We start from the raw sequence: 25,483 nt of genomic DNA, 5'->3' as shown, positions 1-25,483 counted from the left end.
AAAGACTAAATTGTTCCCTTTTGAAGTCAGCTTTTTTCTGTTGAATTATAAAAAAACTGAAAGATTAATTGGGACACGCGCATTTTTCATAACGTGAAATTCTCACAGCAGCTACCATTCATGTGTCCATATCATGTTTTCTACATAACCTCAAAACATTCAAAATCTAGTAAACAATAGGAATTATATTATGGTATAATTATCCAAGTGGGAGGGGGTTAGTTATGTCAGAAAATATTCTTTTTTCAATATTTCCATTTGTGAGTATTTTATTTTATATTGGTCCTGTTGTGTTTATTATATGGTTTTTAGTAAAGATTTTAAAAATACAGCAGGAAAAGAACAATATCTTAAAATCTATATCTGAAAAACTAGATAATCTAAAAAATTAAAATCTAGGTGATTGTCCAATATAAATAAGTTTGTTTTGAGAAAAATGGAAGTAAAGACGTACATAATTTAAGAACTTGGGCTGGGTGGGCAGTTGGTTTATATGGTAAAATTATCCTATGTTTATAAAATATAGGGGGGATTATTATGGCTGACATCGTTTGGGGTAGTCCTGCTAGTTTGTTTTGTTTAGGGTTTTTCTTAGCTGGTTTGGGAGTTTTTATTAAACTATCAAGAATGCCAAAGAAATGATAAAAGCATTTAATCGAAATGATCGTTTACTATAGCTGCCAATGGATCAACATAACGTAACGGAGCAAAATGGATTGTCCTATATCCAGACAATCCATTTTTTCTATTAGTGATTCAATTCAACCGTTTCATTAACATCTGTCGATTTAGAACTCTGCCCGGTCATACGTTTATAGAGAAAGGCGATTTTCTTCGTGAAATTACCCGTATCCCAATATTCAGCTGCTTCCGCTTTTACCTTGATCAAGACAACGTTCGGATCATCATAAGAAGTTTGCATAATTTTCTCATAGGCTTTGCTCCACAATTCCTTCTTCTTGTCTAAATCCTCAACGATTTCCGCTCGTCCACGGACCGAAACATAGGATTTACCTGCATAAGCCACATTAACATCTTGATCATCTAAAATTTCTTCATATTTATCAGTCTCTTTTTTTGTGAAAAACCATAAGTCACCGTCAAACTCTACTTCTTGTGTTTTCATCGGACGGGAAACAAGCCCTTCCTCCGTTAAGGTTGTCAGCATGGCCGTGTCTATGTCTTTGATTAACTCTCTTAAAGTTTCCAGTTCTTCTTGTTTGATCATGTTCCATCACCTCATAAATGTTTTAGAGGTATATTACCCTTTACAGCAACTTTTATTCAGATATGGAAAATTACTAGAATAACTCAAGTTTTGATTAAATAAATTTGAGTTATTCACAACAACTAATTTCGAAGAATTTTATTTTCTAGACAAACTCACATCCCTATTTTTACGGTTTTTGACCTCATCCATCTTTTTGTAAAAGCTTTCTTCCAAATCAATGTCAAAGTAATTGGCAAATTTGATTATATAGGCTAAGCAATCAGCAAATTCCTTCCCTAAGTCTTCCTTTGCATTTTCTTTCGCTAAATCAAAAGCTTTACTTTCATTCATTCCATTTAAAATATGGCTATGGGTGGAATTAAAAGCTTTTCTCAGTTCTTCAGCGACTTCAGCTACCTCAGTGGTCAAGAGCATATAGTTGTTCAAAAGGGAAGTTCGTGTTTTCTCATAACTTTCATTATTAATTTCCCAGTTCATTTCTTCATGATACTTTTTTAAAAACGTCTGCATTTCCTTCATTGTGGCACCTCTATGTAATGATATTTTAAATAAATATTAGGTATAAGTAACAAGGTTTATTATAAATGAAAGGTGTAAAAACCCCTAAACAAAAACATTTTGTTCAGTGAATTCATAGTCATTTACCCTGGAAAGGCCTTATTAAGGTAAGGAGGAAAAATTCTCGGTATGAAATGTAAACAAAAGAGTAACTTTTTATTTAAATATCTTTGTTGCTTGAAAAAGAAGTGCCTGATAACCACGAATTCTTTTGGTGGGGGATTAAGTCTTTAGCGCATTATATCGGAATTTCTAAGAATTTGTAAAACGATTATCATTTACTATAATTTCCAAAATTGGAATAATAGAATAGTATCACTTTATCAAAGGGGGAGTTTCATGTTTCGGAGGAAAACGATGATCACGGTGCTAGCAACAGGGATGCTTTTATCATCAGGGGTGGTGTATGCTCAGACAAGTAGTGCTCCAAATGTACAAGCAGACACAGCGTTTGACAACAAGGTTATCAAAAAAATCAGTGCAGAGAATATGTACAATACGATTAAATATCTATCGGCAGTACCTAGGGAAGCGGGTACCGAGGGAGAGGTTCGTGGGGTTGAGTACATAGAAGGCCAGTTTAAGAGCTTAGGACTCGAAACTAGAAGAATACCGTTTCCAATTTATGATTATAAGACGAATCGTCAACTGGCTAAAGTTGACGGAGTAGATTTAAGTGGGCGTGCCTTTAGCGGTAGTGGAAGCGGGAATGTAACGGCAGAGCTCGTTAATGTTGGAAAAGCATTAGCTGGCACGGTTACGGATGAGGTGAATGGGAAAATTGCCTTGGTTGAGCGGGGAGATGCAACGTTCGTTGAAAAAATGCAGAATGTAGTTTCTAAAGGAGCAGTTGGGGTACTTATGTATAACAACAGTTCTACTGGTAATAATTTCGGCCAAGCCAATGGGGAACTCCCAGCAGTAGCTATTACCCAAGCACAAGGGAAAGCTTTAGTTGATAAATTAAAGAACGGTCCGGTTACAGCCACCTTAGATGTCGATATCCAAAAGATCGAGAAAACATCCTATGTGGTTGAGGCTAATTTAAAGCCAAACAAGAACAAGGACACAGGACAGATTGTCACGATTGGAGCACACCATGACTCCGTTCCTAATGGACCAGGAGCAAATGACGATGCTTCCGGAGTTTCAGCCGTATTGGAGCTGGCACGGATTTTTGTCAATACTCCGATTGATACAGAAGTCCGCTTCCTGACGTTCGGTTCTGAAGAAAGAGGAATGATGGGTTCATCCTTTTATGTATCACAGCTTCCAAAAAGTGATATAGACCGCATGGTTGCCCACTTCCAAATGGATATGATTGGCGGGGCGGAAGCTGGAGAAGATCATCCATTAGGTGGACTGATTATGTACACAATTGATGGTCAGAAAAATCTGGTTACAGACTTAGGAGCCTCAGCCTCATCGAGAATGTATGATGTGGCGGTGCCGTATGGACAGTTAGGTAGAAGTGACCATCAGCCATTCCATGACGTGGGCATTCCTTCTGCTCTATTTATTCATTCACCGGTTGAACCTCAATATCACAAGCCAACAGATACGCTTGAACATATCAGTAAAGAAAAGCTGCAACAAGCGGCATCAATCGTTGGAGCATCAGCCTATCAAATTGTTCGTCCTGATACGCCGGCTCTTAATCGTGCACATGTAAGACCAGCGTCAGTGGAATACAACTTTGAAAATCGTCCAGTAGATTAATAATAAACCAGATAATCAGGTAATCATCAAAAACGCTTGAATCAAAATAATGATTCAAGCGTTTCTACTTTAGGCATAAATACAACGACCAATCAGCAGCCTTTTCTTTATGGCTTCAAAATGACTTTGATACATTCGTCTTCATGGTCATTGAAGATTTTATACGCTTCGCTTGCCTGATCAAGCGGTACACGGTGGGTGATGATTTCGGTAGGATCGATTTGACCGGATATGATCATAGCGAACAGGGTCTGCATGTAATGAATGACAGGGGCTTGCCCCATTTTTAGTTGGATGTTTCTTTCAAATAAATTTCCCAGAGGGAATTGATTATACTTAGAGCCATATACTCCTGTCAGCTGAATGGTGCCAAATTTGCGGACAGCCTGCATGCCTATTCTGATAGCACTGATCGTACCGCCGGAAAGCTTTATTTTTTGTTCGACTGTTTCTCTAGGCGTTTTTTCTCCATCCATTCCAACACAGTCAATGACCACGTCAGCTCCGCCTTTTGTAAGTTCCGCGATATATGCTCCTGTTTCATCGTAGTCATCAAAGTTAATGATTTCAACTTTGTTCATCTTTTTTGCATGGTTTAAACGGTATGGAAGATTATCAACTGCAATGACTCGGGAAGCGCCTTTCATCCAGGCAAACTTTTGTGCCATTAACCCAATTGGACCGCAGCCAAGCACGACCACTGTATCACCGGATTTAACACCTGCATTCTCGACACTCCAATAAGCAGTCGGGAGAACATCAGATAAGAACAGCACGGCTTCATCTGGCACCTCGGCAGATTCCGGGATTACAAAAGGCATGAAATTGCCATAAGGCACGCGCAGCAATTCGGCTTGGCCGCCTGGATGCCCCCCGTATCTTTCTGTAAACCCGAAATAACCGCCTGTATCAATATGGGGATTTCCATTGGAATGATCACATTGACTTTCCATATGATTCTGGCAGTAATGGCAGTGTCCGCAAGAAATATTGAATGGCAGTACCACGCGGTCACCTTTCTTCACTTTTGTTACTTCCGGTCCGACTTCTTCCACAATCCCCATTGGTTCGTGTCCAATGACATAATCTTTTGATGTCGGAAGAGCACCTTTGTAAATATGAAGGTCGGAACCGCAGATCGCCGTTGAGGTAATTCTGACAATTATATCCTCCTTCTTTTGAAGGGTAGGATCTGCTACTTCCTTTACTTGGATTTCTTTTGCACCTTGAAACGTTACAGCTTTCATACTTTCCCTCCTCATTAATAAATGCATCCATTGGTATATACCCTTTACGGGTTCTCTCTATTACAGGTAGAAAGAAAATGCAAAATATGAAAAGGTGAAAGGCAAAACACAAGATTTTATTTGAAAAACAATATATAGAGGATAAGAAAAGGGGTTAGTGAACATGTCAAGTTCGACAAATTACAATTAAAAACCCCAGGCTTGGCCCAGGGAACTAAGAATATATTTTTTAAACTATTTGTTAACTTGGAAGTTAATTGTCCACTGTCCTTTTTGATTTAGAATGGCATCTGTACTAAGTGCAGCACTTGAAGTGGCAGGTATATATTGCGGCATGTTCACCTTGACCGCTCCTTGATATTTCTGATTGCTAATTTTTTTATGTTCGGCATCAATCCCTTGAAGACGATTATCCGCAATGGAAATTTCCAGGTTTTTTAAAAGCCCTTTCCCGTCTTCCTCTATTAAATTTCCTGCTTTAGATTCTACGGTATAATACAGAATCATCTCTTGACCATAGTTTGAGATCGCATAGTTAGTAATCGTAAGTTTGATTCCTCCATTTTCCGCAGAACCGACCGTTTTATCCGGTGCAGCCAACGCGCTTTGGGAAGAAGCCCATGCTCCCAAAACGAGAATACAAAGTAATAAGACAAACCTACCCAAACGATTCGTCATGTTTGAGAAAGTCTCCATTCAATCACCATCCTGAGATTCTTTAAATTTATTTCAAATATAGAATGTCTCCACATTTGGTAAATATTCCTCATCTACCATCTTAAAAATCTTACTGTAATTTAAATGATTTTTTGCATAATTAAGGAATCTTATACTCAATATAGAAAAAAGAGTGAGGACCAATAATGTAGGATTCTCCCCGGATGGGAAAATTCAGAGCATCCAAAAATAGAGGCAATCACTCTGAACGTATACATTAGGAGGGTCTTTTTTTGATTCGGTATTTAAAAGCAATATTCGCGGCTTTATTGGCGGTAGTATTAATTGTTGGCTGTCAGCAGAAACCTGCAAAAAAACATGACACTGCCAAAAAACAAACGACCAGTTCCGAAAAGGATACAGGTTTCCCACTTTGGGGGTATGACTTACAACAATCTCGGCATGTCCCTTATAACAAGATTACAAAAGACAATGTGAAGGATTTAGGGATTGTCTGGCAGGCAGATTTGGCAAATTGGGAGAAGAAGATTCCTAATGCCTCGGAGGATTTTCCAGTAGTGAAAGATGGTGTCATGTATGTCACGACCTCAATGAACCGAGTGTTTGCCATTGATGCCTCAAATGGGAAGAAAATTTGGCAATGGACGCCGCCAAAAGATGTCCTTGACCATCTTGACCATGCGGATCTAAGCCTTCTAGAGGTTGTTGCCAGTCGGGGTGTGGCTGTTGCGGAAGGCAATGTGTTTGTCCTTATTGCGGATAATCGCTTAGCCAAGCTTAACGCAAAAGACGGAAAATTGATTAAAATAATCAACCTTTGGGATACAATACCAGGAGCCAAGCTTGAAAACCGATATTATGAAACAATGGCGCCAATGTACTATAAAGGAAACGTCTATGTGGGAAGCAGCGGCGGCGATAATGGTATTCGCGGCTTTGTGATGGCCTATAAAGCAAGTGACTTGACGCCAGCCTGGGATAAACCCTTCTGGACAGTCCCTGAGAAGGGGGAAGATTGGGTAAAGGGTAAATATACAGGAGGCGGAGCCGTCTGGGGACAGATTGCTTTTGACCCGGATACTGACGTGATGTATTTTGGCACGGGTAACCCTGCTCCTGACTTTTTTAAGAAAATTCGCCCAGGTAAAAACCCTTATACAGACTCGGTCGTTGCTCTTGAAAGTAAAACAGGGAAATTGATTTGGGCAAATTCGGAAATGGATGAGGAGGACGAATGGGATTATGATGCGACCTCAACTCCGATGATCCTTAATACTACGGTCAAAAACAAGAAGCAAAAAATCGTCGTACACGGCGGAAAGAACGGAAAATGGTTTGCGTGGGATGCCAAAACAGGGGATACCATTTATAATGGCGTTCCATTTGTCAAAATCCAGCACACGACACAGCCGACGGATCCAAATAAACCGGCGATGCAATGGCCGGGAGCGGAAGGCGGACAAAACTATGCTCCGGAAACCTATGATCCTAAAACCAATTATGTATTGATTCCTGGTATTAATAAGCCATCTTTAGAGGTTGCAGCGAAAGATGAAAATGAAGTCGAGCAAAAAAATGGTTTATTCCCAGGAACTGCGATAACGTTGGCGCCAAAAGGCGAAGACATATCCGGTACGATCACAGCCATTGATGTGAATACTGGCAAGCATGCCTATCAGATTAAGACCAAACAACCAATGCGCGGAGGTTTTACAAGTACGACTACAGGACTCGCTTTTTACGGCGAATTGGATGGAACGGTAAATGCCCTTGATACTAAAACTGGAAAAGTCTTATGGAACATGAAAACAGGCGGAGCTCAGATTATGATGGCGCCGGCGATTTATATGGATGGTGGTAAACAATTCGTTACTTTTGTTACTGGAACAAAGATTGTCACCTACGGACTAGGGGGGAATAAAACGGTAACCCCTTCAAAAGATCCGGGCGGTGCAGATCCAGAAGGTCAAGGAAAAACGGATACCGCCAATCATGGCAGTCATGGGAATAAAGAAAAAGATAAGAAGCAGCCGGCTGCTATGAATGCTGAAGTCATTTACAAAAAGAGCTGTATGTCCTGTCATGGTGGAAATCTTGAGGGAGGTGCAGGTCCTGACCTAAGACATGTTGGAGTATCCATGTCTGAAGAGGAGATATTAAATCAAATCATTAACGGAGGCGGACGTATGCCTGGAGGTCTTGTTGATAAGGATCAGGCTGAAGTATTGGCAAAGTGGCTTTCGCAGAAGAAGTAATTTTATAGAACCAAGACAACCTGAGTTTACGGACTCAGGTTTTTTTGTGCTTCCAAGCTTGTCCTTTTTTGCAGCATTTTGTAAAATAAGGTACTTTACATAGAGTGGTAAATGATTGTCCAGATGAAAGGATAGTTGATCATATCAACCATGATACTTTGGATAATTATCAAGCAATACCTGGTCTTTTTTCATATTAATAAAGACACAGATTTGATGAGTAAACGAAATGGCGGAGGATTCATTTCAACCAATTTTATCGACAATTCCCAACATAAATCGGCTATAATAAAAACTAATAAGAGAGGGTGGTGAGGAAAAGTGGAAAAAACGCTTAATTTGATTTTGACTGAACAAAAAAGACAGGGAGATTTATTGCATCAATTAATTAATGCAGTTGCGGCATCAAATGTTAAAATTACCGAAATGGATGGAAAGATATTTGAATTGAACGGGAAAATTACCGAAATGGATGGAAAGATTTTTGAAATGAACGAGAAAATTACCGAAATAGATGGAAAAATTTTTGGATTGAACGGGAAAATTTCCGAAATGGATGGAAAGATTTTTGGATTGAACGGGAAAATATCCGAAATGGATGGAAAGATTTTTGAATTGAACGGGAAAATTTCCGAAATGGACGAAAAAATCACTCAAACAAATGAAAAAGTGACCGAGTTAAACGGAAAAGTGACCTCAATTGAAAAAAAACTAGATTCCGTCTTAAAGGAAGTTAAAGAAATAAAAGTAACAATGGCAACAAAACATGACCTCGAATACTATGATCAAATGATTTCAGAGCATTCTAGGGAAATTTATAAACTAAAAAATCATTAAACCTCTCCAATGAGATTCCTCAATAATAATTCAATCTAACCTTCTTAAATTCTCTTGTTGTCTTAATGGGATTCGGACTGAAATGAAAATCTCTATGCTCCGAATGAAAATTTTTACATGAATGTATGTTCATTTTTTTAAATTCTTGGGTCAGTCCTTTGCTGTTCCACCGGATTCATGGGAATGGGATTCGTAAGGGTGGCATACTTTGCGTAGAGGGAAAATATCAGAACTGTTTCCAATTCCTAATCCTTCGGTGGAGTGATTCAAAAGGACTTTAAAGTTTAATAGAAAATGAACGGGACCATGTTGATGATTTGTTAAAAAATGTAGCTAAGCCAGTTCAGTAATATCAAGGATTCTAACGAATTCCTTTTTTTCTGTAGACCAGAGTGCACTCGGTCTTTTTTTTGTGAGTGCCTTAAAAGTACGATTTACAAATTTGTGCCTTAAATCTTATTTGAGATTCTAAACTTGTAAATAGTTGATTTTCTAAAACTTACTTGTAAAAATTAGACAGTTAGTGAATGCATAACGGATTTCAATGAGTAGTTCATAAATTGCATCCATCTATTTCGGAAGAGGCATATTCTTTGTAAAGTTTTTAAAAGAGTAGAAGATCCCACTAATAAAATTTAAATTCTTTTGTCCAATCAAAAAAATCTTCTAACACATGTTATATAGTAAAAACTGAAAAAGAGGGAAACCATGCTTGCAACTCAGATTATTTCAACAGGTTTACAATATTTAGGAACTCCTTATGTGTTTAACGCTCCATCGTATCAAACAGATTCATTCGATTGTAGTTCATTTATAAAGTGTATTTTTGAAATTAATGGAATTATTCTCCCTAGAAACTCTCGCCAGCAATTTGAAGTAGGGATTCCGATTTCTTTTGATCAAATCAAGAAAGGAGATCTACTATTTTTTACGACCAGAGAGCGAAAAAATAGGCAAGGGGTATCAAAAATTGGACATGTAGCCATTTATATTGGACAAGATCAGATGCTTCATACCTATAGACAAGGAAAAAAAGTGATGATCTCAGAATTAAACTCGTATTGGGAGAAAGCATTTATTGGAGCTAAAAGGATAGTATAGGTAGTGTTATAAATGTTTAATGTGGCAGATATAGGTACGGTATTGAACCGGACTCATACCTGCCAAATTTTTGTCTATGCGCTTGTTAGTATAATAATCGATATATTCTTCAATTCTTCTTTTTAATTCCTCAAATGAGCACAGTCTTTCTCCATAATACATTTCTTGTTTTAGTAACCCTATAAATCTAACTTATACGAAAAAATGAACAAATAACTGTTTCATCAAATGGAAAAGGGGTAGATACAGTATTGGAATTTTGATGGTAAGTAGTTAACAAATCAAATACATGTGCAAAGGAGGTATAGACCATGGAAAAATATGAATACCTAAATGCTTGGGCGAATATTAGTGAATTATTATATTATGCAACACGCGAAGATTAACAGGTCGGAAATAAGTCACGAAATAACATAAATAACATTACGTTTTATCAACCATTTCAACCACAAAATCAAGATAATTAAAAAGGCTACGGCAAAATACAAGATTTTATTTTGAAGAACAATACGTAAAGGCTAAGTAAAAGGGTGAAACACCAGTTGAAGGTGTTCGCCCTTTTTCTTTTAACTTTGGACTCTAAGAGTGACCTCTTATAGGGAGATACCAAACTACTTGTGAAAAATTCACTATTAAATTTATTTGTATAGATATTACCATTATCCATTATAGAAATCTCAAAATATCCAAGAATGCTTTCCTTACCATCAAAAGAAACGGTAGCAATTGCTTTTGATTTCAGAAATGCATCTTGGTAGATTTGCAATAGGTTTCTCTGTTCAGGGGTAGGCAAAACACCATGAGATTTATACATTCAACCAATCCCACTCGATTCTTTCACCATTATACTCAAAACCAATCGGTTTATATTGAATCACACCTGTTTCGTGCTTTTCGTTAAGCATTTCCTCATAATACTGAAAAAATTTCTCTTTTAAGATTCCATAAAAGTAAGCAATCGGGTTTTTTACAGCGGTTGTTACTTTTAGTTTTCGAATTAACTGCTTGAAGGATTGGATGGCAAGGTTAACCATTAAATCCGTTTCATGATGTAGTTCATAGCCATAGGCCGTGATATGGGCCATACGCCAATATTCTTCAATCACCTTTGCATCTGGAAAGAAGCATTTAACGATTTCAACGAAAGGCTCTGGAATACGGTTGCTCACATAAGTGTAATCCAAATAAATCGGTTCTTCTTTACGTTTTTTTATCTTTTGATCTTTTTCAGTTTTTAAAAGATTAATAGTTTCTTTAGGGCGGTTCATGCTTTCTTGTTTGGGTGGTTCATTAGAAGGATAACGATTAAATACATAGAGATTGCTGGACTGGGAGCCGTTCTTTCTTTCGGTTTCATAGACAGTGAAAATCCCGATTTTTTTACCTTTAAGAATCATCCGCTTAAAAGTCGAACGTGACAGGATGTTTTCTTTACATTCTTGATTAATCGCTTTTAAAATCGTTCCAATCTTTGCATTGCAAACACCAGGGATTTTTGCAGAGAACCGCACTAATCTTTTTAAACCGATTAATTCACCCTTTGAAAAATCCTTTTTGTGATCAAGCAACCACATTTCCATATGGTGGTTGAACTCCTTTAAACTTTCGAATTGGGAAAACGATTCAAATCCCTCAATAGTGCCAGATTTTAAATTCATACGATTAGCCACCTCTTCACATAATCTAGGCCAGCTAACGTGTAATCCCACATTTCCGGCATTTCTAAAATACCGGTTTTGGCTATGGAATTCGAATTTCAAAAATTCTAATTTGGGGCCACTTTTTGCATGAAAAGCGTGTTTTTGCCATCAAATTTGTAAATTTGGAGCCGTTTTTTCGTAATTTCGCTTATTTTTATATCAATTTTAGTTTTTAGATTATATTTTGATTCACCTTGTAAAACCGGAGAAATCCGAAATTCTTTTGTCAAAAAATATTCACATGATTATGAAAAACCTACTGTCCTACCTCTTTTTTTAACAATAAATAAACAATGGAAGTAATACCAATAGAAGGGCAGTGGTTGAAGATGGCAAAGTATCGAATCATACATATTGATTTTTGGAGGAATCCGATTGTTTTAGAAGAAATGACCCCGGAAGACAAGTATTTTCACCTATATCTACTTACCAATCCGAATACAACTCAGATTGGAATCTATAAAATCACCAAAAAACAAATGGCATTTGATCTGGGCTATTCGATTGAAAGTGTGGATGCGTTAATGGAACGATTTATCCGGCATCACCAATTGATTCGTTACAATCCTGAAACAAGAGAACTCGCCTTAAAAAACTGGGCGAAAGATAACCTGCATAAAGGTGGAAAACCGATAATGGATTGTATTTATTCCGAATTAAAAAAGGTCGAAGATCGCTCACTTATTGAATATGTGGCCGAATCCATTCTTAAAAAGGAATTTCGCAGCATCTATGAATCATTTTGTGAACAAGAAGAAGTGTTATTCGGCAATGAAAGTAACGACCAAAATGGAACGCTTCCCTATTTAGACAGTGAAGAGGAAGAACTAGACGATACGTTCACCCAGCTGTTTACGATTCGAGACCAAAAAGAAAAAGAAAAAAAAATAAAAAAGAAAAACAACAACAAGAAGCTCTTGATCCATACATAGAGAATAATCCAGACGTGGTGAATCATCAAAAACTTGAAGATGTGAAGGAAATCATTGAATTCTGGGACTACAACGGGTTTGGTTTTTCGAACATAAATGCGAAACAACAGCTGTTAGCATGGTTAGAAGATTCTAGTTTCTTACAACCAAAAGATGTCATTCTAAAAGCCATGAATATCGCATGTGCCAATAATAAGCGAAGACTGAACTATGTAGTTGGAATCCTGAAAAACTGGGAAAATGAATCATTACTGACCGTAGAGGAAATTGATTCCTATCAGGAGAACCAAAAGTCCGTTACTGAGCACAGACAATCGGCCCATTCGTTTCCAACCGGAAGGCATATTCCAAGAGAATTTGAACTCGATCTAACGGCGGGTGAAGAGGAATGAGTATGGTGGAAAAGGCATTCCTAGGCAGCTTGTTGAAGGCGGATTATTTACTCAAGGATACGGTGGTTTTACCTGAACAGCTGGAAAGTACACGACATAAAGACCTAATGCTAAAAATGGTTGAGTTCAATCGGGACGGTAAGAATGTGGATTTGATTTCATTAACAACCTTACCTGATCTTGATTCCTACGGTGGAATGTCTTATCTCTCAGAGCTGTTAGCGTTTGCGGACCTTGAAAAATTTGAAGGAATGGAGAAGCTCATTCTGGAGCAATGGAAGGAACGGGAAAAGCGAAATATCTTGACGGTTGCAGCCATGAATGATTGGGAGATTGCAAGAGTTGTTACAGAATTAGATAACATTAACCAACTGAAGATGGTGGATCACACGCCTATACAACAGGCATTGTCCACGATCTATGAGGCACCCTGGGAGGATCAAGTAACACGGAACAGTGCCACTACTGGCATCAAAAAGCTCGATAACGTGACAGGTGGATTTCAGAATGGGGAAGTTACCATTCTAGCAGCAAGACCCTCCATGGGAAAAACCGATGTGATGCTGCATTTTGCCAAAATGACGGGCTGGGCAGGATTTCTGCCCCTCGTATTTTCCTTGGAGATGCCTGAACGGCTGATCACAAGCCGATTAATGGCGTCAACAGGTGGCTTTAACCGCGCAAAAATGCGGGATCCGAAGAGATTGCTTAATCAAAGTCAAAAGGAAAAATGGTCCGATGTGATTGGTGACCTCAATGAAACCCAAATGCAAATTTTTGATGGAGCAGGACAATCGATTGCCGAAATAAGAGCGAAAACGCGGAAAATGATCAATCAATTTCCAAACAGGAAACCAATTTTGTTTATTGATTACTTAACATTAATCCAAGCTGGCCAAATTTACGGAGGGAACTCTCATTTGCAAGTCACGGAAATCTCTAAATCCCTGAAAACGATGGCGAAGGATTTTAATTGCCCCGTCATTTGTTTGGCAGCATCGGGTCAGTTTATGGAAGTCTGGCAGTTTCAGATAGTTGATTAGACATAAATAATTAGGTAAGTGTGGTCAATTACGAAACAAGGAGTTTTATAAGTGGACTAAAATAGTTTAGAGACAGAATGGTTATACATTAAGAATAAATGTTTCATCCCTCCCTGGGACGGGTAGCTATAATAAGGACTACCAATCAAAGGAGGGAATCCAATGGATGAACATGAAAAGCATTTGGTGGGAGTTTACGATACTGAACAAGAGGTTATTCAGGCAGTGGAAGATTTAAAACGACAGGGTTATGCTTCCGAAGATATTTCAGTTATCGGCAAAAACAAAGACGTTGTAAAAGACATTAATGATACTACTGGTACGACAACTGAAAAAAGCACTCTTACTGGAGCTGCGACAGGCGGTGCACTTGGTGGGTTAGTAGGACTCCTTGTTGGGGTTGGTGCCCTCGCTATACCAGGAATCGGACCTATTATAGCGGCTGGACCATTAGCTGCTTCCTTAACTGGGGCGGCTGCCGGAGCAGGAGTAGGAGGTTTGGCAGGAGTTTTAATTGGATTAGGAATTCCTGAAGAAGAGGCTGACCATTACGAAGGTTATGTAAAAGAAGGTAAATTCCTTGTTGTGGCGGAACGCCGACAAAACCGTTTAAGGGAAGGACAACGAGTTGATACCAGTGTTAACCAAAACGATACTGACGTAACCACTAGATCAAATGATCCATACAATACTCCGGTCACTTCTTTGAATCAAATATGAGCTTAGACATCAACAGAGAATTATTAATGATTGATACTGAAAAGGGTACTGTCTTCAAGTGGAGACTGTACCTTTTTTCGTCTTTTATTTTTTTCTATACTGACGCTAAAATGATAATAGATTTTTTTATTGAAATAGCGATTTTAATCTAATAATGAACCCTTATGGCGTGTTTATATTTAATTCAGTAAATTACCATGAATTAGGAATACAGAAAAAGTAATTAACCCTGTATATGAGATGAATACTAGTAGTAATGAATGAGCTTAATCTTATGACTGGTCGAAAAGAAATAATTGAATTATAATAACAACTTTGAAAGTATACGAAGATGGAGGGAAAACGAATGAAATTTCCTAATGATGGTGATGGAGAGGCTTTACAAAGTCTTTATAAAGATGGAATAAATTTTAAAAAACAACAAACAGTCGAATTTTTTGTGGCTGTGCCTGATCAAACAACAGGTGAAAAATTATCGAATGTACTAAAAGGAGAAGGGTTCAATTGTTTTTTAGATCAAGACGATGAAACGGACGAGTGGGCATGTTGTTGCTCAAAAAGAATGCTTTTGAATTATAATGAATTAATCAACATACAGAAGAAACTAGATGACTTAAGTAAACCATATGGTGGTTATTCTGACGGCTGGGGCATTTTTGTCGACTAAAAGGATGGAGTTAAATGGTATTGTTATATTTATAAGGTAAGTCTAAGAAAAAATGTATACTTAACTAAACTAAACAACAAAGTGCCAAGTTTTATCCGGAAAAATGGATCTTGTTTGGCATTGTGTTGTTTGAACTCCAAACTCTATTTCTCAACAGAGCTTGCTCAATATTTTTTTGTCTGGGATTAAAAAGGTTATTTTATAGTTTCTTCACAGATCTAGTAATTTTAGTATCAAAATACATAAATTTTTGCATATATATTGTACGATTGAAAATTTGTATAAGTAAAAGTTTTATTATTGCCAATAAAGAAGCAACTGTTTTTCAAATATTAGGATTCTCTTATATAGGGGTCCTATTTTTTCTAGAAGCCATTTGCCGTAATCATTGATTCAACCAATCCCACTCCATCATTTCGCCATTATAATTAAAACGAATCGGTTTATCTTGAATGATTCCTGTTTCTCGCATTTCATAGAGCCTCTCATTATAATACTGATAATACTTTTCCTTTAAGATTCAAGCCGTGCCGCATATGGTACGGGGGGTTCATCAATCGATGGCCACAACCATGTGCAGCAGCTTTTCGCACCAATTGATGTATATGCGGACGAAGCGGTGTTTCAGGAAGAACTGGGAAAATTAGAGAAACGGGTGGAGCTTGCACTGGCACTACGTTTTCGTTTAATTGCAAATGTTCTTGCACCATATGGGATTCGGTTGGGGTTGGAATTTGTCGGCCCTCATCATTTACGCAATAAAGCCTATCCGTTTGTGTACACGTTGAAGGATACATTAGAGTACATAGACGGCATTGGTGCATCGAATATCGGTTTGTTGCTCGATAGTTATCATTGGTATACAACGGAAGGAACGATTGATGACCTTCTTTCGTTGTCACCAAAGCAAATCGTGTATGTCCATGTGAACGACACTGATCAAGCTCCTAGCGATGCACACGACGGAGAACGCCTTCTGCCTGGTGAAGGTGTGATATACCTTACAGGATTCTTCCGAGCGTTGGACAACATTCATTATACAGGACCAGGTTCTATTGAAGTGTTGCACAAAGAGCCATTCTTGGAAGAGGATGACCAGATTCCCAAGAAAGCTTTTGAGGGAGTTCAGGGATTTTTACAAAAGATAAAATCTGAGAAAAAATTTTCTGTAAAAGAGTAATTTTTATTAAGACTTGTTCAAAATCAGAAAAGTTGATAATATTTTTAAAGACTGAAAAGGCTGGTTGGAGAAGACATTGTTCTTCTCCTATTTTTTATTGGCGGAAGTAACCATTACGGGTGAAGCGGGACATGCAGGAACGACAGGGATGAACGAGAGAAAGAGAGCGTTAACACCTGCCGAAGAATGTATTCTAGCGATTGAGAAAATTGCACAGGACAGTAGTGGAAATGTGGCGACAGTAGGGAAATTGGAAGTAAAACCTGGAAGCAGTAATGTCATTCCCGGGAAAGTGGATTTTACACTTGATGTTCGTGATATAGATAATGAGCGGCGTGAAACTACATTTGCTAAAATCTATGATTCTATCCAGGCCATTGCGGCAAACCAAGGTTTTGGTGTGAATTAGGAAGGTTCAATCCCTCTCATCTGTGAAGAGTTCACCAATCGTGACGAAAGCAGTAAAGGATTCTCTGCAAGAATTACCGTATCCTGCTTATGAATTACCAAGCGGCCCTGCCCATGATGCGATGGGATGGGAGAACTCACAGATATTGGAATGATTTTTGTAAGGAGCAAGAGTGGTATCAGTCATCATCCCGATGAGTGGAGTTCTTTTGAAGATGTTGCTCGTGGGTGCGAGGTACTATTCAGGAAAACGCTAAAACTACTATAAAAGGTAAAACGATAAATAAAGAGAAGACGTGAACCTTTACTTTCATATATTTACGAGTTATTATAAATTGAATATCATAAATATGCATTACTACTAGGGGTGCCCCATTTATGGGCTGAGAGAAAAACACCTGTTTTTTAACCCTTTGGACCTGATCTGGATGATACCAGCGTAGGAAAGTAGCTAAGTGGAAGTCTATTTTTTTCATAAGCTGCAAAAGCCAGGTCCATTACAGGATCTGGCTTTTTCCTATTAAAACAGCATCATTACAGGGAGCAATAAAACTTAAATAGATAAATAGAGAAGGAGATTACATCATGGAAGAGATCAACGAAGGTCAAAGTATGAGCTACAAAGAAATGCCTATTGGGTTGGAGGAGAAACTCCCTCCATTTAAAACCTTTTTATATGCTCTGCAGCATGTTGGTGTATCCAATGTGTGGCTTGATCCAATATTTGTCGCGGCGATGATTGGGTTACCTCTATCACAATCAGCCAATATCGTTAATGCCATATTTATTACAGCCGGTATTGTGACATTGACACAAGCTGCCAAATTAGTAAGATTGCCAATTATTCAAGGGCCATCTGCCGCATTTGATTCTATTATGATAGCTGCTGGCAAGGCGAACGGCTTGGCAGCTGCAAGCGGTGGTATTTTCCTTAGTTCCATTATCGTTTTTCTGCTATCTATTACCGGGATTATTGGACGTTTGAAAGGATTATTTACACCCGTTATTTCTGGCACCGTCATCTTTCTGGTTGGAATATCATTATCTGGGTTTACCTTATACGAATTTTTAGGAGGGTCCCCAGGTGATGAGTCGTTTGCCAGCCCATCGACTCTATTATTATCGATTTCAACTTCGATTATTGTTGTATTATTATCTCTTTTTGGCAAAGGCATTTGGAAATCCTATTCATTCTTAATTGCTCTCGTTATTGGTGATGTCCTTGCTATGATTCTAGGAAAAACAAATTTTTCGATGATAGACAGTAAACCGTGGTTCGGAATTCCGCACCTGCTTCCATACGGAAATTTAGCTTTTCATTGGGACACTTTTCTTACCTTTTTTGTGGCGTATATCGTAGCGATCATCGAAGCAATGGGTGTATATCAAGCATCGGGAGCGATGCTACATACGGAAATAGATTCAAAACGGATTCGCAATGGCTTTGCAGGCGAATCAGCCGGGTCATTCCTCTCTTCACTTATTGGCGGTTTCCCGACTACAGCTTATGCACAAAATGTCGGGCTGCTTAGGTTGACAGGAGTCGGATCTAGATATCCAGTTATGGTGGCTGGTGCGATTTTCTTGTTGTTCGGTTTTTTTCCTAAGGTTGGTGCTCTGCTTGCATTAACACCTGATGCAGTGGTTGGGGGTATCTTTTTACCTGCGGCAGCGACGCTTGTATCGACAGGTTTTTCTATTTTAGCAAAAGCGGAGCATTCAGAAAAAAACTATTTAATTATGGGGCTTTCCATTCTGCTTGCGATTTCATTGCCTAACTATGCCACGAATCTGAAAGGAATCCTGGGTACATTCCTTTCTAACAGTATTTTAATCGGAGCATTTTCAAGCGTACTGCTTCAGTTATTACTCATAAACATACCCAATAAACTGAAAAGAGGGGCTCAAAAATGAGAGAAGACTCTAAAATTCTAACCGAACAAATTCTTGAATTTATAATAAGTTGTGAAGAAGGAAGATTTACTAATCCTGATGAACAGGAAAATTCCTATAATGAGCTGGCGCTAAAATTGTTTCGTTACCAGTTCAAGCATAATCTTGCTTATAAGAAATTTTGTCAGGCGAAAAAAAGGACACCTCTAACCGTCAAACATTGGAATCAGATTCCTCCCATGCCCATTCAGGGATATAAAGAATTGAAATTATCCTGTGAGCCAATAGAAGAAGTGGAACACGTTTTTATGACTTCGGGTACTACAAACCCGGAGGCAAAGGGAAAAAATTATCACCCGGATCTTGCGGTGTGGGATGCATCCATGAAGGGCCCGTTTAAGGATTTTGTCCTGCCTGATCGCGAGAATATGACCATCTTTGTTCTGTCACCTGCAGAAGATCTGAATCAAAATTCTTCTTTATCCAGATATTTAACCAATGCCGTTTCCTTTTTCGGTACTGAAAATAGCAAATTCTTCTTCACTGAAAAGGGACTAGATATAGAAGGGCTGATCAGCGAGTTAAGAAGGTGTGAAAAACAAAAAGAGCCTGTGCTGTTAATAGGCGCCACCTTTGCCTATGTCCATATACTTGATTATCTGAAAGAAAAACAACTTCAGTTCAATCTGGCAAATGATAGCCGAATTTTTGATACCGGGGGCTTTAAGGGACAATCCCGTGAAGTGGAAATGGAGAATTTATACGCTGATTTCCATGATTTTTTTCAGGTGGAACGTAATTATTGCATCAATATGTATGGAATGACAGAGTTGAGTTCGCAAATCTATGATCAAACCATACGTAGCACTTATCTAAATACTTTAGGAATCTTTGATAAAAAAGGTCCGTCATGGGTAAAGACCGTTATACTTAACACTGAAACATTAGAGCCGGTTAAGGATGGGGAGAAAGGCGTCATTGCTCACTATGATCTTGCCAACTGGAATTCCTGCCTGGCGATTTTAACAGAAGATATGGGGTATAAAACGGAGCATGGATTTGTGCTCGTCGGAAGAATTAAGGGATCCGAGGCAAGAGGATGTTCCATTGCGGTGGACCAGCTGATGCAGGTAAATTCAGGTGGTGCCAGCCAAAATGAATAATATCGAGGAACTAAATGTTTTCTGTGTACCGGACTCCATTGAATTCACCCAATTTCAGTCAAAAACAGTTATCACAAGAGATAGGACGTATATATTAAAATTCCCTGTGATTACGGGGGAAGAATTGAAGGGAATCATTCAACAAGTTCAATCGAATCGGGACCAGTATTTATCCACTTTATCTATTACGGATATTGTTGAAAAAATAGACTTGGCGGTTCAAAAATGGCTGAATCCTGACTATCCGCTCCGAAAATTAGCGGAAAGTCTCATCCCTGTGATGACAGGCTATGATGAAGAAATGGTACGGCTTCAATTAAAAAGATATATACGGACCTTTCGTAAAAAAGAATTGCTGCGCTTTCTTGACGAGGAGTTTGACCAGCCTGCCATGTTAGATGAGTTTCGCCCTCGAAAGTCAGGCGGGATGAGCAGAGCCTTTGGGCCAAGTACCATATTCCATGTTTTCTCCGGGAATGTTCCTGGAGTACAGGTATGGAGTTTGATTATGGGGCTTTTGGTAAAGTCAGGGAATATCGGCAAAACATCGATGTCAGAACCTCTTTTTCCCGTACTCTTTACGGAGTCATTAGCAGAGGTGGATAAAAAATTGGCGGAAACCATCGCCATCCTCCCGTGGAAAGGCGGGACGGATGGACTGGAAGATCCAGCTGTCGAAAAATGCGAGGCAGTGATTGTATACGGTTCAAACGAAACCGTTAAAAAACTTAGAGTCAAGGTCCCTCTTCATAAAAAGTTCTTAAGCTATGGACATAAAATCAGCTTTGCCTACATCGGGAAGGAAGCATTAACTTCAGATCTTTACTATGAAACGATCAAAAAGCTTGCCGAAGATGTTTGTATCTATGACCAACAAAGCTGTTTATCTCCGCAAACGATTTATGTGGAAGAGGGAGGTGCGATTAGCGGAAAGCAATTTGCTCAGATGCTAGGCGCAGAACTAGAACGCTATCATAAAAAAAGACCACGGGCAAAGCTTACAAATGAAGAGTCGATGGCTATTCAACGGGCAAGAAGCGGCTATCAGCTGGAATCCCTTCAACATGAAAACGTATCTGTACTATCCAGTCAAACAGACACTTCCTGGACAGTGATTTATCACAAAGAAACTGGTTTTGAGGGATCTCCTTTGAATCGATTCGTTCATGTATTCTCTGTTGAATCAGAGGAAAGTGTCTTTTCTGCTATAAAGCCTTATCAGCAGTATTTACAATCATGTGGTCTGGCTGTTTCACCGGACAGATTGTTTTCTTTGGCCAATCAATTGGGTGCATACGGGGTCAATCGAATAGCCTCGATTGGCGAGATGAATCAGGCAAAACCTGGATGGCACCATGATGGCAGGTTTAATCTCCTCGATCTTGTCAGGATGACTGATATTGAGATGAATGTAGAGCAAAATGTGGAGCGGTATGATACCGATTTTGAATAAAAGGAGGGCAAACGGTGAATTTGCAGGATAAAATCGTGTTAATTACGGGGGCAAGCAGAGGGATTGGCGCTGAGATGGCCAAAAGGTTTGCTAAGGAAGGCTCATTTGTAGTCATTAATTATGTGAAGAATCAAGCTCTTGCCGAAAGTGTGGTAAGTGAAATAGAGACCTTAGGAGGACAGGCAGTGGCCATACAGGCGGATGTCACCAATAAGGATCAGGTGGATGAAATGATGGAACAAATTATTGATTCGGTTGGAGCCATTGATGTAGTGGTAAATAATGCATTAAGCCATTATACCTTTAATCCAAAAACCAGGAAAACGGCCTGGGAAATCGAATGGGAAGACTATAATCGACAATGGGAAGGGAGCGTACTGGGGGCTTTTAACATTTGTAAGGCGGCGATGCCTCATATGAAGAATCAAATGTCCGGAAGAATCATCAATATGGTCAGTAATTTAATCGATTTTCCGATTATACCTTATCACGACTATACCACCGCAAAGATGGCCTTACTGGGTTTCACGAGAAATCTTGCTCAAGAACTTGGGGCATTCGGGATTAATGTGAATGCCGTTTCCCCTGGCCTAACCTATCCGACAGACTCTAGTCAGGAGACAAAGGAAGATGTTAGAAACGCCATTATTCAGTTAACTCCTTTACGCCGTTTGGCTCGACCAGAAGATATTGCCGGAAGTGTGTTATTTCTCGCTTCTGATCTATCCTCTTTTATTACTGGACAATGCCTGAATGTAGATGGAGGATTGGTAACGAAATAAATATTCTTACTCAAAAACAGAAATCCAGCCTGGAAAAGAAAACAGCATGACCGTTAAACCGACAACTCCCGGTACATCTAATCTGTCCATAACATTTGCATGAAGGTATGGTTGGAAAAGTAATAGTCAACTATTACAGAAAAGCGAATTAATGAAATTTCCTTATGTGGTGATGGAGAGGCTTTACAAATTCTTTATAAAGATGGAGTAAATTTTAAAAAACCACAATCAGTTGAATTTTTTGTGGCCGTGCCTGATCAAACAACTGGTGAAAAATTATCACAAGTGCTAAAAGCAGAAGGATTCAATTGTTTCTTAGAGCAAGACGACGAAACGGACGAGTGGGCATGTTGTTGCTCTAAAAGAATTCTTTTGAATTATAATGAATTAACTAAGTACAGAAGAAATTAGATAAATTAAGTAAACCATATGGTGGTTATTCTTACGGTTGGGGCATTTTTGTCGACTAAAACGCCTGAGTTAAATGGTATTGTGATATTTATAAGAGAAAATCTAAGAAATATTATAATTAAATAAACAACAAAGTTCCAGCATCATTCCGAAAAAGGGATGGTGCTTGGGATTTTTGTTTTTTTGATTATTGTTCCCCATTTGCCGGTAACAGAAGGTGGACCTTCATATGGATAAGGTGCCAATTACTCTAGTCAAAACCATCGACAAAGACACCATGGACCTTTGGGTCCGGTACTCATGGAGAACTGACCATGGGATGCTTTTTGGGAGGCATTCCATATTAAATTTAAGGAAAAACTAAGCTGTTTGTTAAGAAAAATAGCGAAAAAAGGTGAGAATTGTCAAATTATGATATATTTGTGAATTTAATAGAGGATTAAGAACAATAGTTTGTTTAGTCATAAATCAATATGATTTTCTAAATAATGACCAGTTTAAATTACTTATTAATGAAATTTGTTATTTGAAATAGATCTATTTTGCTACCTAATACTAAAATTTAAGGTCAATTACTGGAAATAGAAACAAAAAATTTTATAAAGGAATCTAAAAATTTTATTTTTAAAGAATAATATCTAACTGTTATAATGGTCACGAGGTGTTTGCTTTGGCAATTATTACAAATGACATGATAGCTACCATTAATGGAAGCGGATACAATCAATTTGCTAAAGAGGTTCTGATAACACAAATGAGCTTTTCCTTTACTTGAAGCAATTTTCGAAGTGGATCCTGAAGTACAGCGGAAACTGGACCCAACTTTTATTTTTCCCCCTTTGTGTTCTCTGCTAGAGGAGCAATTACAAAGACAATAATGTCTGGGTCCTTACACCGGGAAGTAATTTATAGATATTAGATGGAATGCATCGCTCAGCAGGTCTTTCATCGGCTATTAGCCATTTAAAATCACAAAGGAATCTGCAGAGGAAGCCAGCCGGTTCGATCTCGCAAAAAAAATACAAATCAGCTTAAATAAAGTAAAGTCTTTTCCTGTTTCGATGCAAATCTACTTAAACCTGTCACAACAAGAAGAGCGAAAGCTTTTTACGGATATTAATACTGAAAGAAGAGAAGCGCATGTTGGAGTCATCATTCAGTTTGATCAGCGGGATATTTTTACGATATTGTTAAGAAAATTAGCCAAAAAACTCTCTTCAAATTTCGAGATCGAACAAAAGCTTTCACGAATATCAAATCAGAGTTCTGCGCTTACATCCCTTTCAATTATGCGCAAATGTTTGCTTGCTATGTTTGATGGAGACTTATCGGCAAAATGGGGAGCCAAGCTACCGATATATACACTCAAATGACATAGAAGAAGCAGCGAATGCCTTTTTTGAAATATGGGCCTCCATTTTTCCGAAGAAAGCATAAGATCGGAAACAATATGTTAGTGGGGTATCATGAGTTCAAATTGCTCTCGCCTAAACCGTTTTGCTCTTAGTAAAAAAACACAACCTATCACATCTAGACGCCATCAAATTACTTCCTACACTAAAGAAAACCTGTAGCTGGAAACATTGATCCACTATTTGCTCATCTTTACGACCCTACATTAAAACGAATTAAAAATCATTCTTGAATCACAACCACATCTATTGCCAAAATTGCCCTGGAGTTCGTCTTCATGTTTGAAAAAGGGGGACGTTTGGTGATGATTCATCTAGTCTTTACAAAAAAAAACTATGGTTAATTGATTTCAGAACTAACCAAACGTCTACAAGAAGGTACGTTGAACATAAGAGAGGTTAGCCAATTACATGTGCGAGCGGTAAAGCAGATTTGAAGGCTGCGGGTGTGGAAATGGAGAAAACAGCAATTATCAGGCCAAGTAATAAAAACCTATTATCATTAACGCAGCTTCGTCAGGTCGTTGGCATCTTCATGAGTGGAAAAGTCATGCACAGTACAGCGGAGATCATCATAAAACTCCCTTTAAAAAGCAATGAATATTTGGATCTTATCAATATATGGTTTGACGAATTATTTAAAATTTGTCCTGCATGAAGAATTGGTAATTATCATGAATCCATGCTAGCAAGCTATCCTTTATTGGTTAGTATCGCGTTATATGTAAATAGTGGGGAACAAAATAGTTCCTATGAAAAGAGAGTTACGGTACTAATTGAAAGAATGGAAAAGTTAAAGAGAGTTGATTTTAATAGAGATAATGAGATTTGGAGCCAATTTTCTGGAACGGTTAAGGGAAAAGAAGTATTTTTATTTAACCAATAATAAGAAGACGATTGGACAGTTAGTGAAATTGCTCCAACTGCAAAGGAGGTGAGGAAAATGTGACCAGTAAAATAAACCAACCCTTGGGGTAGATAGTCCTGGCAGACGTATCCCAAGGGCAAGTGTAAGTTGGGTATACCAACTTTATTTGAGTATACCCTTTTTTGAGATAAAAACCAATAATAAAAACCGAAAGAAGGGTAAAGGACATGGCAATAAGAAATAACTACTTAATAAATGAAAAAACAGGATTATTGATAGGAGAGTATTACACAAATGGAGCTCTATATACTAGGGTAATAGAAGGGATGGAGAGCTTTTTAATTGCGATGTCTCCTGTTAAGCTAATCGATAAGTCTTTACTTCGTTACGGATCCACTTTTCATGGTGCTCTAAGCAGTTCCAAAGAGGTTCTTGGTGAAATGTATATGTATCCGATTAAAATAAGTTCCTCGTTAGATATCTGGTTATTTCCCAGCAAATCGTTTAAAAAGGCAAATTGTATATGGTTTGTACTGAACCATATTGAAGATACATTACCACAAACTGTCCAACAAACAGAGATATTTTTACGCTTTGGACATCAAGTAACAATTGAGATGAAGGAAAGTGCGTTTCGAACTAAACGTCGAAATGCTGAAAAATTACGGGAAAGAATTTCAAATAATATAAATCATTCAAATTTTAAAAAGGTAGAGAAAAACGGATTTTTAATCAAAGAGGTGGATGGTGAGTATAAACTTTCTAAAAATAATAATTCCACAAATTAAAGATTTCCAAAAAATAGGAAACAATATTGGTAGATCCCATGTAAA

27 protein-coding genes, 1 pseudogene and 1 riboswitch are annotated in these 25,483 nt (G+C 38.2%); of the genes and pseudogenes, 21 read left to right on the top strand and 7 right to left on the bottom strand.

Annotation, left to right across the window (positions count from 1 at the left end; genetic code table 11):
• The first annotated feature begins 224 nt into the window (after window positions 1–224).
• Window positions 225–392 (top strand): hypothetical protein, encoded by a 168-nt coding sequence (locus ACZ9EE_RS32000; protein ID WP_476032692.1) that lies wholly within the window; start codon window positions 225–227, stop codon window positions 390–392.
• A gap of 356 nt (window positions 393–748) precedes the next feature.
• On the opposite strand, the gene ACZ9EE_RS31995 is transcribed toward ACZ9EE_RS32000, so the two are convergent.
• Window positions 749–1,228: a pyridoxamine 5'-phosphate oxidase family protein gene (locus ACZ9EE_RS31995; protein ID WP_476032691.1), complete on the bottom strand. Its 480-nt coding sequence runs from the start codon at window positions 1,226–1,228 to the stop codon at window positions 749–751.
• A gap of 138 nt (window positions 1,229–1,366) precedes the next feature.
• The gene (locus tag ACZ9EE_RS31990) at window positions 1,367–1,750 is read right to left on the bottom strand and encodes a MazG nucleotide pyrophosphohydrolase domain-containing protein (protein ID WP_476032689.1); all 384 of its coding nucleotides are present in this window, start codon (window positions 1,748–1,750) and stop codon (window positions 1,367–1,369) included.
• Between the two features lie 378 nt (window positions 1,751–2,128).
• On the opposite strand from ACZ9EE_RS31990, the gene ACZ9EE_RS31985 reads away from it, so the two are divergent.
• Window positions 2,129–3,508 (top strand): M28 family peptidase, encoded by a 1,380-nt coding sequence (locus tag ACZ9EE_RS31985; protein WP_476032687.1) that lies wholly within the window; start codon window positions 2,129–2,131, stop codon window positions 3,506–3,508.
• Between the two features lie 107 nt (window positions 3,509–3,615).
• Here ACZ9EE_RS31985 and ACZ9EE_RS31980 read toward each other — a convergent pair whose 3' ends face one another.
• Window positions 3,616–4,755: a zinc-dependent alcohol dehydrogenase gene (locus ACZ9EE_RS31980; RefSeq protein WP_476032685.1), complete on the bottom strand. Its 1,140-nt coding sequence runs from the start codon at window positions 4,753–4,755 to the stop codon at window positions 3,616–3,618.
• Between the two features lie 234 nt (window positions 4,756–4,989).
• Entirely contained in the window at window positions 4,990–5,451 is a 462-nt protein-coding gene (locus tag ACZ9EE_RS31975) for a hypothetical protein (RefSeq protein ID WP_476032683.1), read from the bottom strand.
• Between the two features lie 254 nt (window positions 5,452–5,705).
• Here ACZ9EE_RS31975 and ACZ9EE_RS31970 point away from each other — a divergent pair, with 254 nt between their 5' ends.
• From ACZ9EE_RS31970 to ACZ9EE_RS31960, 3 genes are all read left to right on the top strand, one after another.
• On the top strand, window positions 5,706–7,688 hold the full coding sequence (locus ACZ9EE_RS31970) for an outer membrane protein assembly factor BamB family protein (protein ID WP_476032681.1): 1,983 nt from the start codon (window positions 5,706–5,708) through the stop codon (window positions 7,686–7,688).
• 345 nt (window positions 7,689–8,033) lie between these two features.
• The gene (locus tag ACZ9EE_RS31965; protein WP_476032679.1) at window positions 8,034–8,525 is read left to right on the top strand and encodes a hypothetical protein; all 492 of its coding nucleotides are present in this window, start codon (window positions 8,034–8,036) and stop codon (window positions 8,523–8,525) included.
• A gap of 708 nt (window positions 8,526–9,233) precedes the next feature.
• Complete coding sequence (locus ACZ9EE_RS31960) at window positions 9,234–9,626, top strand: C40 family peptidase (RefSeq protein ID WP_476032677.1); 393 nt, start codon at window positions 9,234–9,236, stop codon at window positions 9,624–9,626.
• A gap of 6 nt (window positions 9,627–9,632) precedes the next feature.
• On the opposite strand, the pseudogene ACZ9EE_RS31955 reads toward ACZ9EE_RS31960, so the two are convergent.
• The 3 genes and pseudogenes from ACZ9EE_RS31955 to ACZ9EE_RS31945 form a co-directional block, all read right to left on the bottom strand.
• Window positions 9,633–9,812: pseudogene (locus ACZ9EE_RS31955) on the bottom strand (IS3 family transposase); the annotation flags it as partial.
• Window positions 9,813–10,432: 620 nt separating this feature from the next.
• Window positions 10,433–11,284 (bottom strand): hypothetical protein, encoded by an 852-nt coding sequence (locus tag ACZ9EE_RS31950; RefSeq protein ID WP_476032675.1) that lies wholly within the window; start codon window positions 11,282–11,284, stop codon window positions 10,433–10,435.
• Between the two features lie 107 nt (window positions 11,285–11,391).
• Window positions 11,392–11,556, bottom strand: a complete 165-nt coding sequence (locus ACZ9EE_RS31945) for a hypothetical protein (protein WP_476032673.1) — start codon at window positions 11,554–11,556, stop codon at window positions 11,392–11,394.
• A gap of 93 nt (window positions 11,557–11,649) precedes the next feature.
• Here ACZ9EE_RS31945 and ACZ9EE_RS31940 point away from each other — a divergent pair, with 93 nt between their 5' ends.
• The 16 genes from ACZ9EE_RS31940 (at window position 11,650) to ACZ9EE_RS31865 (ending at window position 25,438) form a co-directional block, all read left to right on the top strand.
• Window positions 11,650–12,258, top strand: coding sequence for a hypothetical protein (locus ACZ9EE_RS31940; RefSeq protein ID WP_476032671.1), 609 nt, complete (start codon window positions 11,650–11,652; stop codon window positions 12,256–12,258).
• Between the two features lie 17 nt (window positions 12,259–12,275).
• Window positions 12,276–12,650 (top strand): DnaD domain protein, encoded by a 375-nt coding sequence (locus tag ACZ9EE_RS31935; protein WP_476032669.1) that lies wholly within the window; start codon window positions 12,276–12,278, stop codon window positions 12,648–12,650.
• A 2-nt stretch (window positions 12,651–12,652) separates the two neighbouring features.
• Window positions 12,653–13,693: a DnaB-like helicase C-terminal domain-containing protein gene (locus ACZ9EE_RS31930; protein ID WP_476032667.1), complete on the top strand. Its 1,041-nt coding sequence runs from the start codon at window positions 12,653–12,655 to the stop codon at window positions 13,691–13,693.
• Between the two features lie 162 nt (window positions 13,694–13,855).
• Entirely contained in the window at window positions 13,856–14,413 is a 558-nt protein-coding gene (locus ACZ9EE_RS31925) for a general stress protein (RefSeq protein ID WP_476032665.1), read from the top strand.
• Between the two features lie 346 nt (window positions 14,414–14,759).
• Window positions 14,760–15,080, top strand: coding sequence for a ribonuclease E inhibitor RraB (locus ACZ9EE_RS31920; RefSeq protein WP_476032663.1), 321 nt, complete (start codon window positions 14,760–14,762; stop codon window positions 15,078–15,080).
• 574 nt (window positions 15,081–15,654) lie between these two features.
• A complete protein-coding gene (locus ACZ9EE_RS31915) occupies window positions 15,655–16,260 on the top strand; it encodes a sugar phosphate isomerase/epimerase family protein (protein WP_476032661.1) in 606 nt (201 codons plus the stop codon).
• A gap of 64 nt (window positions 16,261–16,324) precedes the next feature.
• On the top strand, window positions 16,325–16,669 hold the full coding sequence (locus ACZ9EE_RS31910; protein ID WP_476032659.1) for a peptidase dimerization domain-containing protein: 345 nt from the start codon (window positions 16,325–16,327) through the stop codon (window positions 16,667–16,669).
• Window positions 16,670–17,021: 352 nt separating this feature from the next.
• Window positions 17,022–17,131, top strand: a riboswitch (TPP riboswitch).
• A 122-nt stretch (window positions 17,132–17,253) separates the two neighbouring features.
• Window positions 17,254–18,582, top strand: coding sequence for a solute carrier family 23 protein (locus ACZ9EE_RS31905; RefSeq protein WP_476032657.1), 1,329 nt, complete (start codon window positions 17,254–17,256; stop codon window positions 18,580–18,582).
• The gene (locus ACZ9EE_RS31900; RefSeq protein WP_476032655.1) at window positions 18,579–19,724 is read left to right on the top strand and encodes a LuxE/PaaK family acyltransferase; all 1,146 of its coding nucleotides are present in this window, start codon (window positions 18,579–18,581) and stop codon (window positions 19,722–19,724) included. Before ACZ9EE_RS31905 ends, ACZ9EE_RS31900 begins: the two co-directional genes overlap by 4 nt.
• Window positions 19,717–21,177 (top strand): acyl-CoA reductase, encoded by a 1,461-nt coding sequence (locus ACZ9EE_RS31895; protein ID WP_476032653.1) that lies wholly within the window; start codon window positions 19,717–19,719, stop codon window positions 21,175–21,177. Before ACZ9EE_RS31900 ends, ACZ9EE_RS31895 begins: the two co-directional genes overlap by 8 nt.
• Before the next feature lie 14 nt (window positions 21,178–21,191).
• On the top strand, window positions 21,192–21,959 hold the full coding sequence (locus ACZ9EE_RS31890; RefSeq protein ID WP_476032650.1) for a 3-oxoacyl-ACP reductase: 768 nt from the start codon (window positions 21,192–21,194) through the stop codon (window positions 21,957–21,959).
• 132 nt (window positions 21,960–22,091) lie between these two features.
• A complete protein-coding gene (locus ACZ9EE_RS31885) occupies window positions 22,092–22,370 on the top strand; it encodes a ribonuclease E inhibitor RraB (protein ID WP_476033177.1) in 279 nt (92 codons plus the stop codon).
• 1,061 nt (window positions 22,371–23,431) lie between these two features.
• Window positions 23,432–23,743 (top strand): ParB N-terminal domain-containing protein, encoded by a 312-nt coding sequence (locus ACZ9EE_RS31880; RefSeq protein WP_476032648.1) that lies wholly within the window; start codon window positions 23,432–23,434, stop codon window positions 23,741–23,743.
• Between the two features lie 493 nt (window positions 23,744–24,236).
• Entirely contained in the window at window positions 24,237–24,440 is a 204-nt protein-coding gene (locus tag ACZ9EE_RS31875; RefSeq protein ID WP_476032646.1) for a hypothetical protein, read from the top strand.
• A 24-nt stretch (window positions 24,441–24,464) separates the two neighbouring features.
• The gene (locus tag ACZ9EE_RS31870) at window positions 24,465–24,668 is read left to right on the top strand and encodes a hypothetical protein (protein WP_476032644.1); all 204 of its coding nucleotides are present in this window, start codon (window positions 24,465–24,467) and stop codon (window positions 24,666–24,668) included.
• Window positions 24,669–24,877: 209 nt separating this feature from the next.
• Window positions 24,878–25,438: a competence protein ComK gene (locus ACZ9EE_RS31865; protein ID WP_476032642.1), complete on the top strand. Its 561-nt coding sequence runs from the start codon at window positions 24,878–24,880 to the stop codon at window positions 25,436–25,438.
• Window positions 25,439–25,483 lie beyond the last annotated feature (45 nt).

Source organism: Bacillus sp. URHA0034, assembly GCF_056280405.1.
Note: the sequence above shows the minus strand (reverse complement) of the source record. Positions and strands in the feature narration are given on the sequence as shown.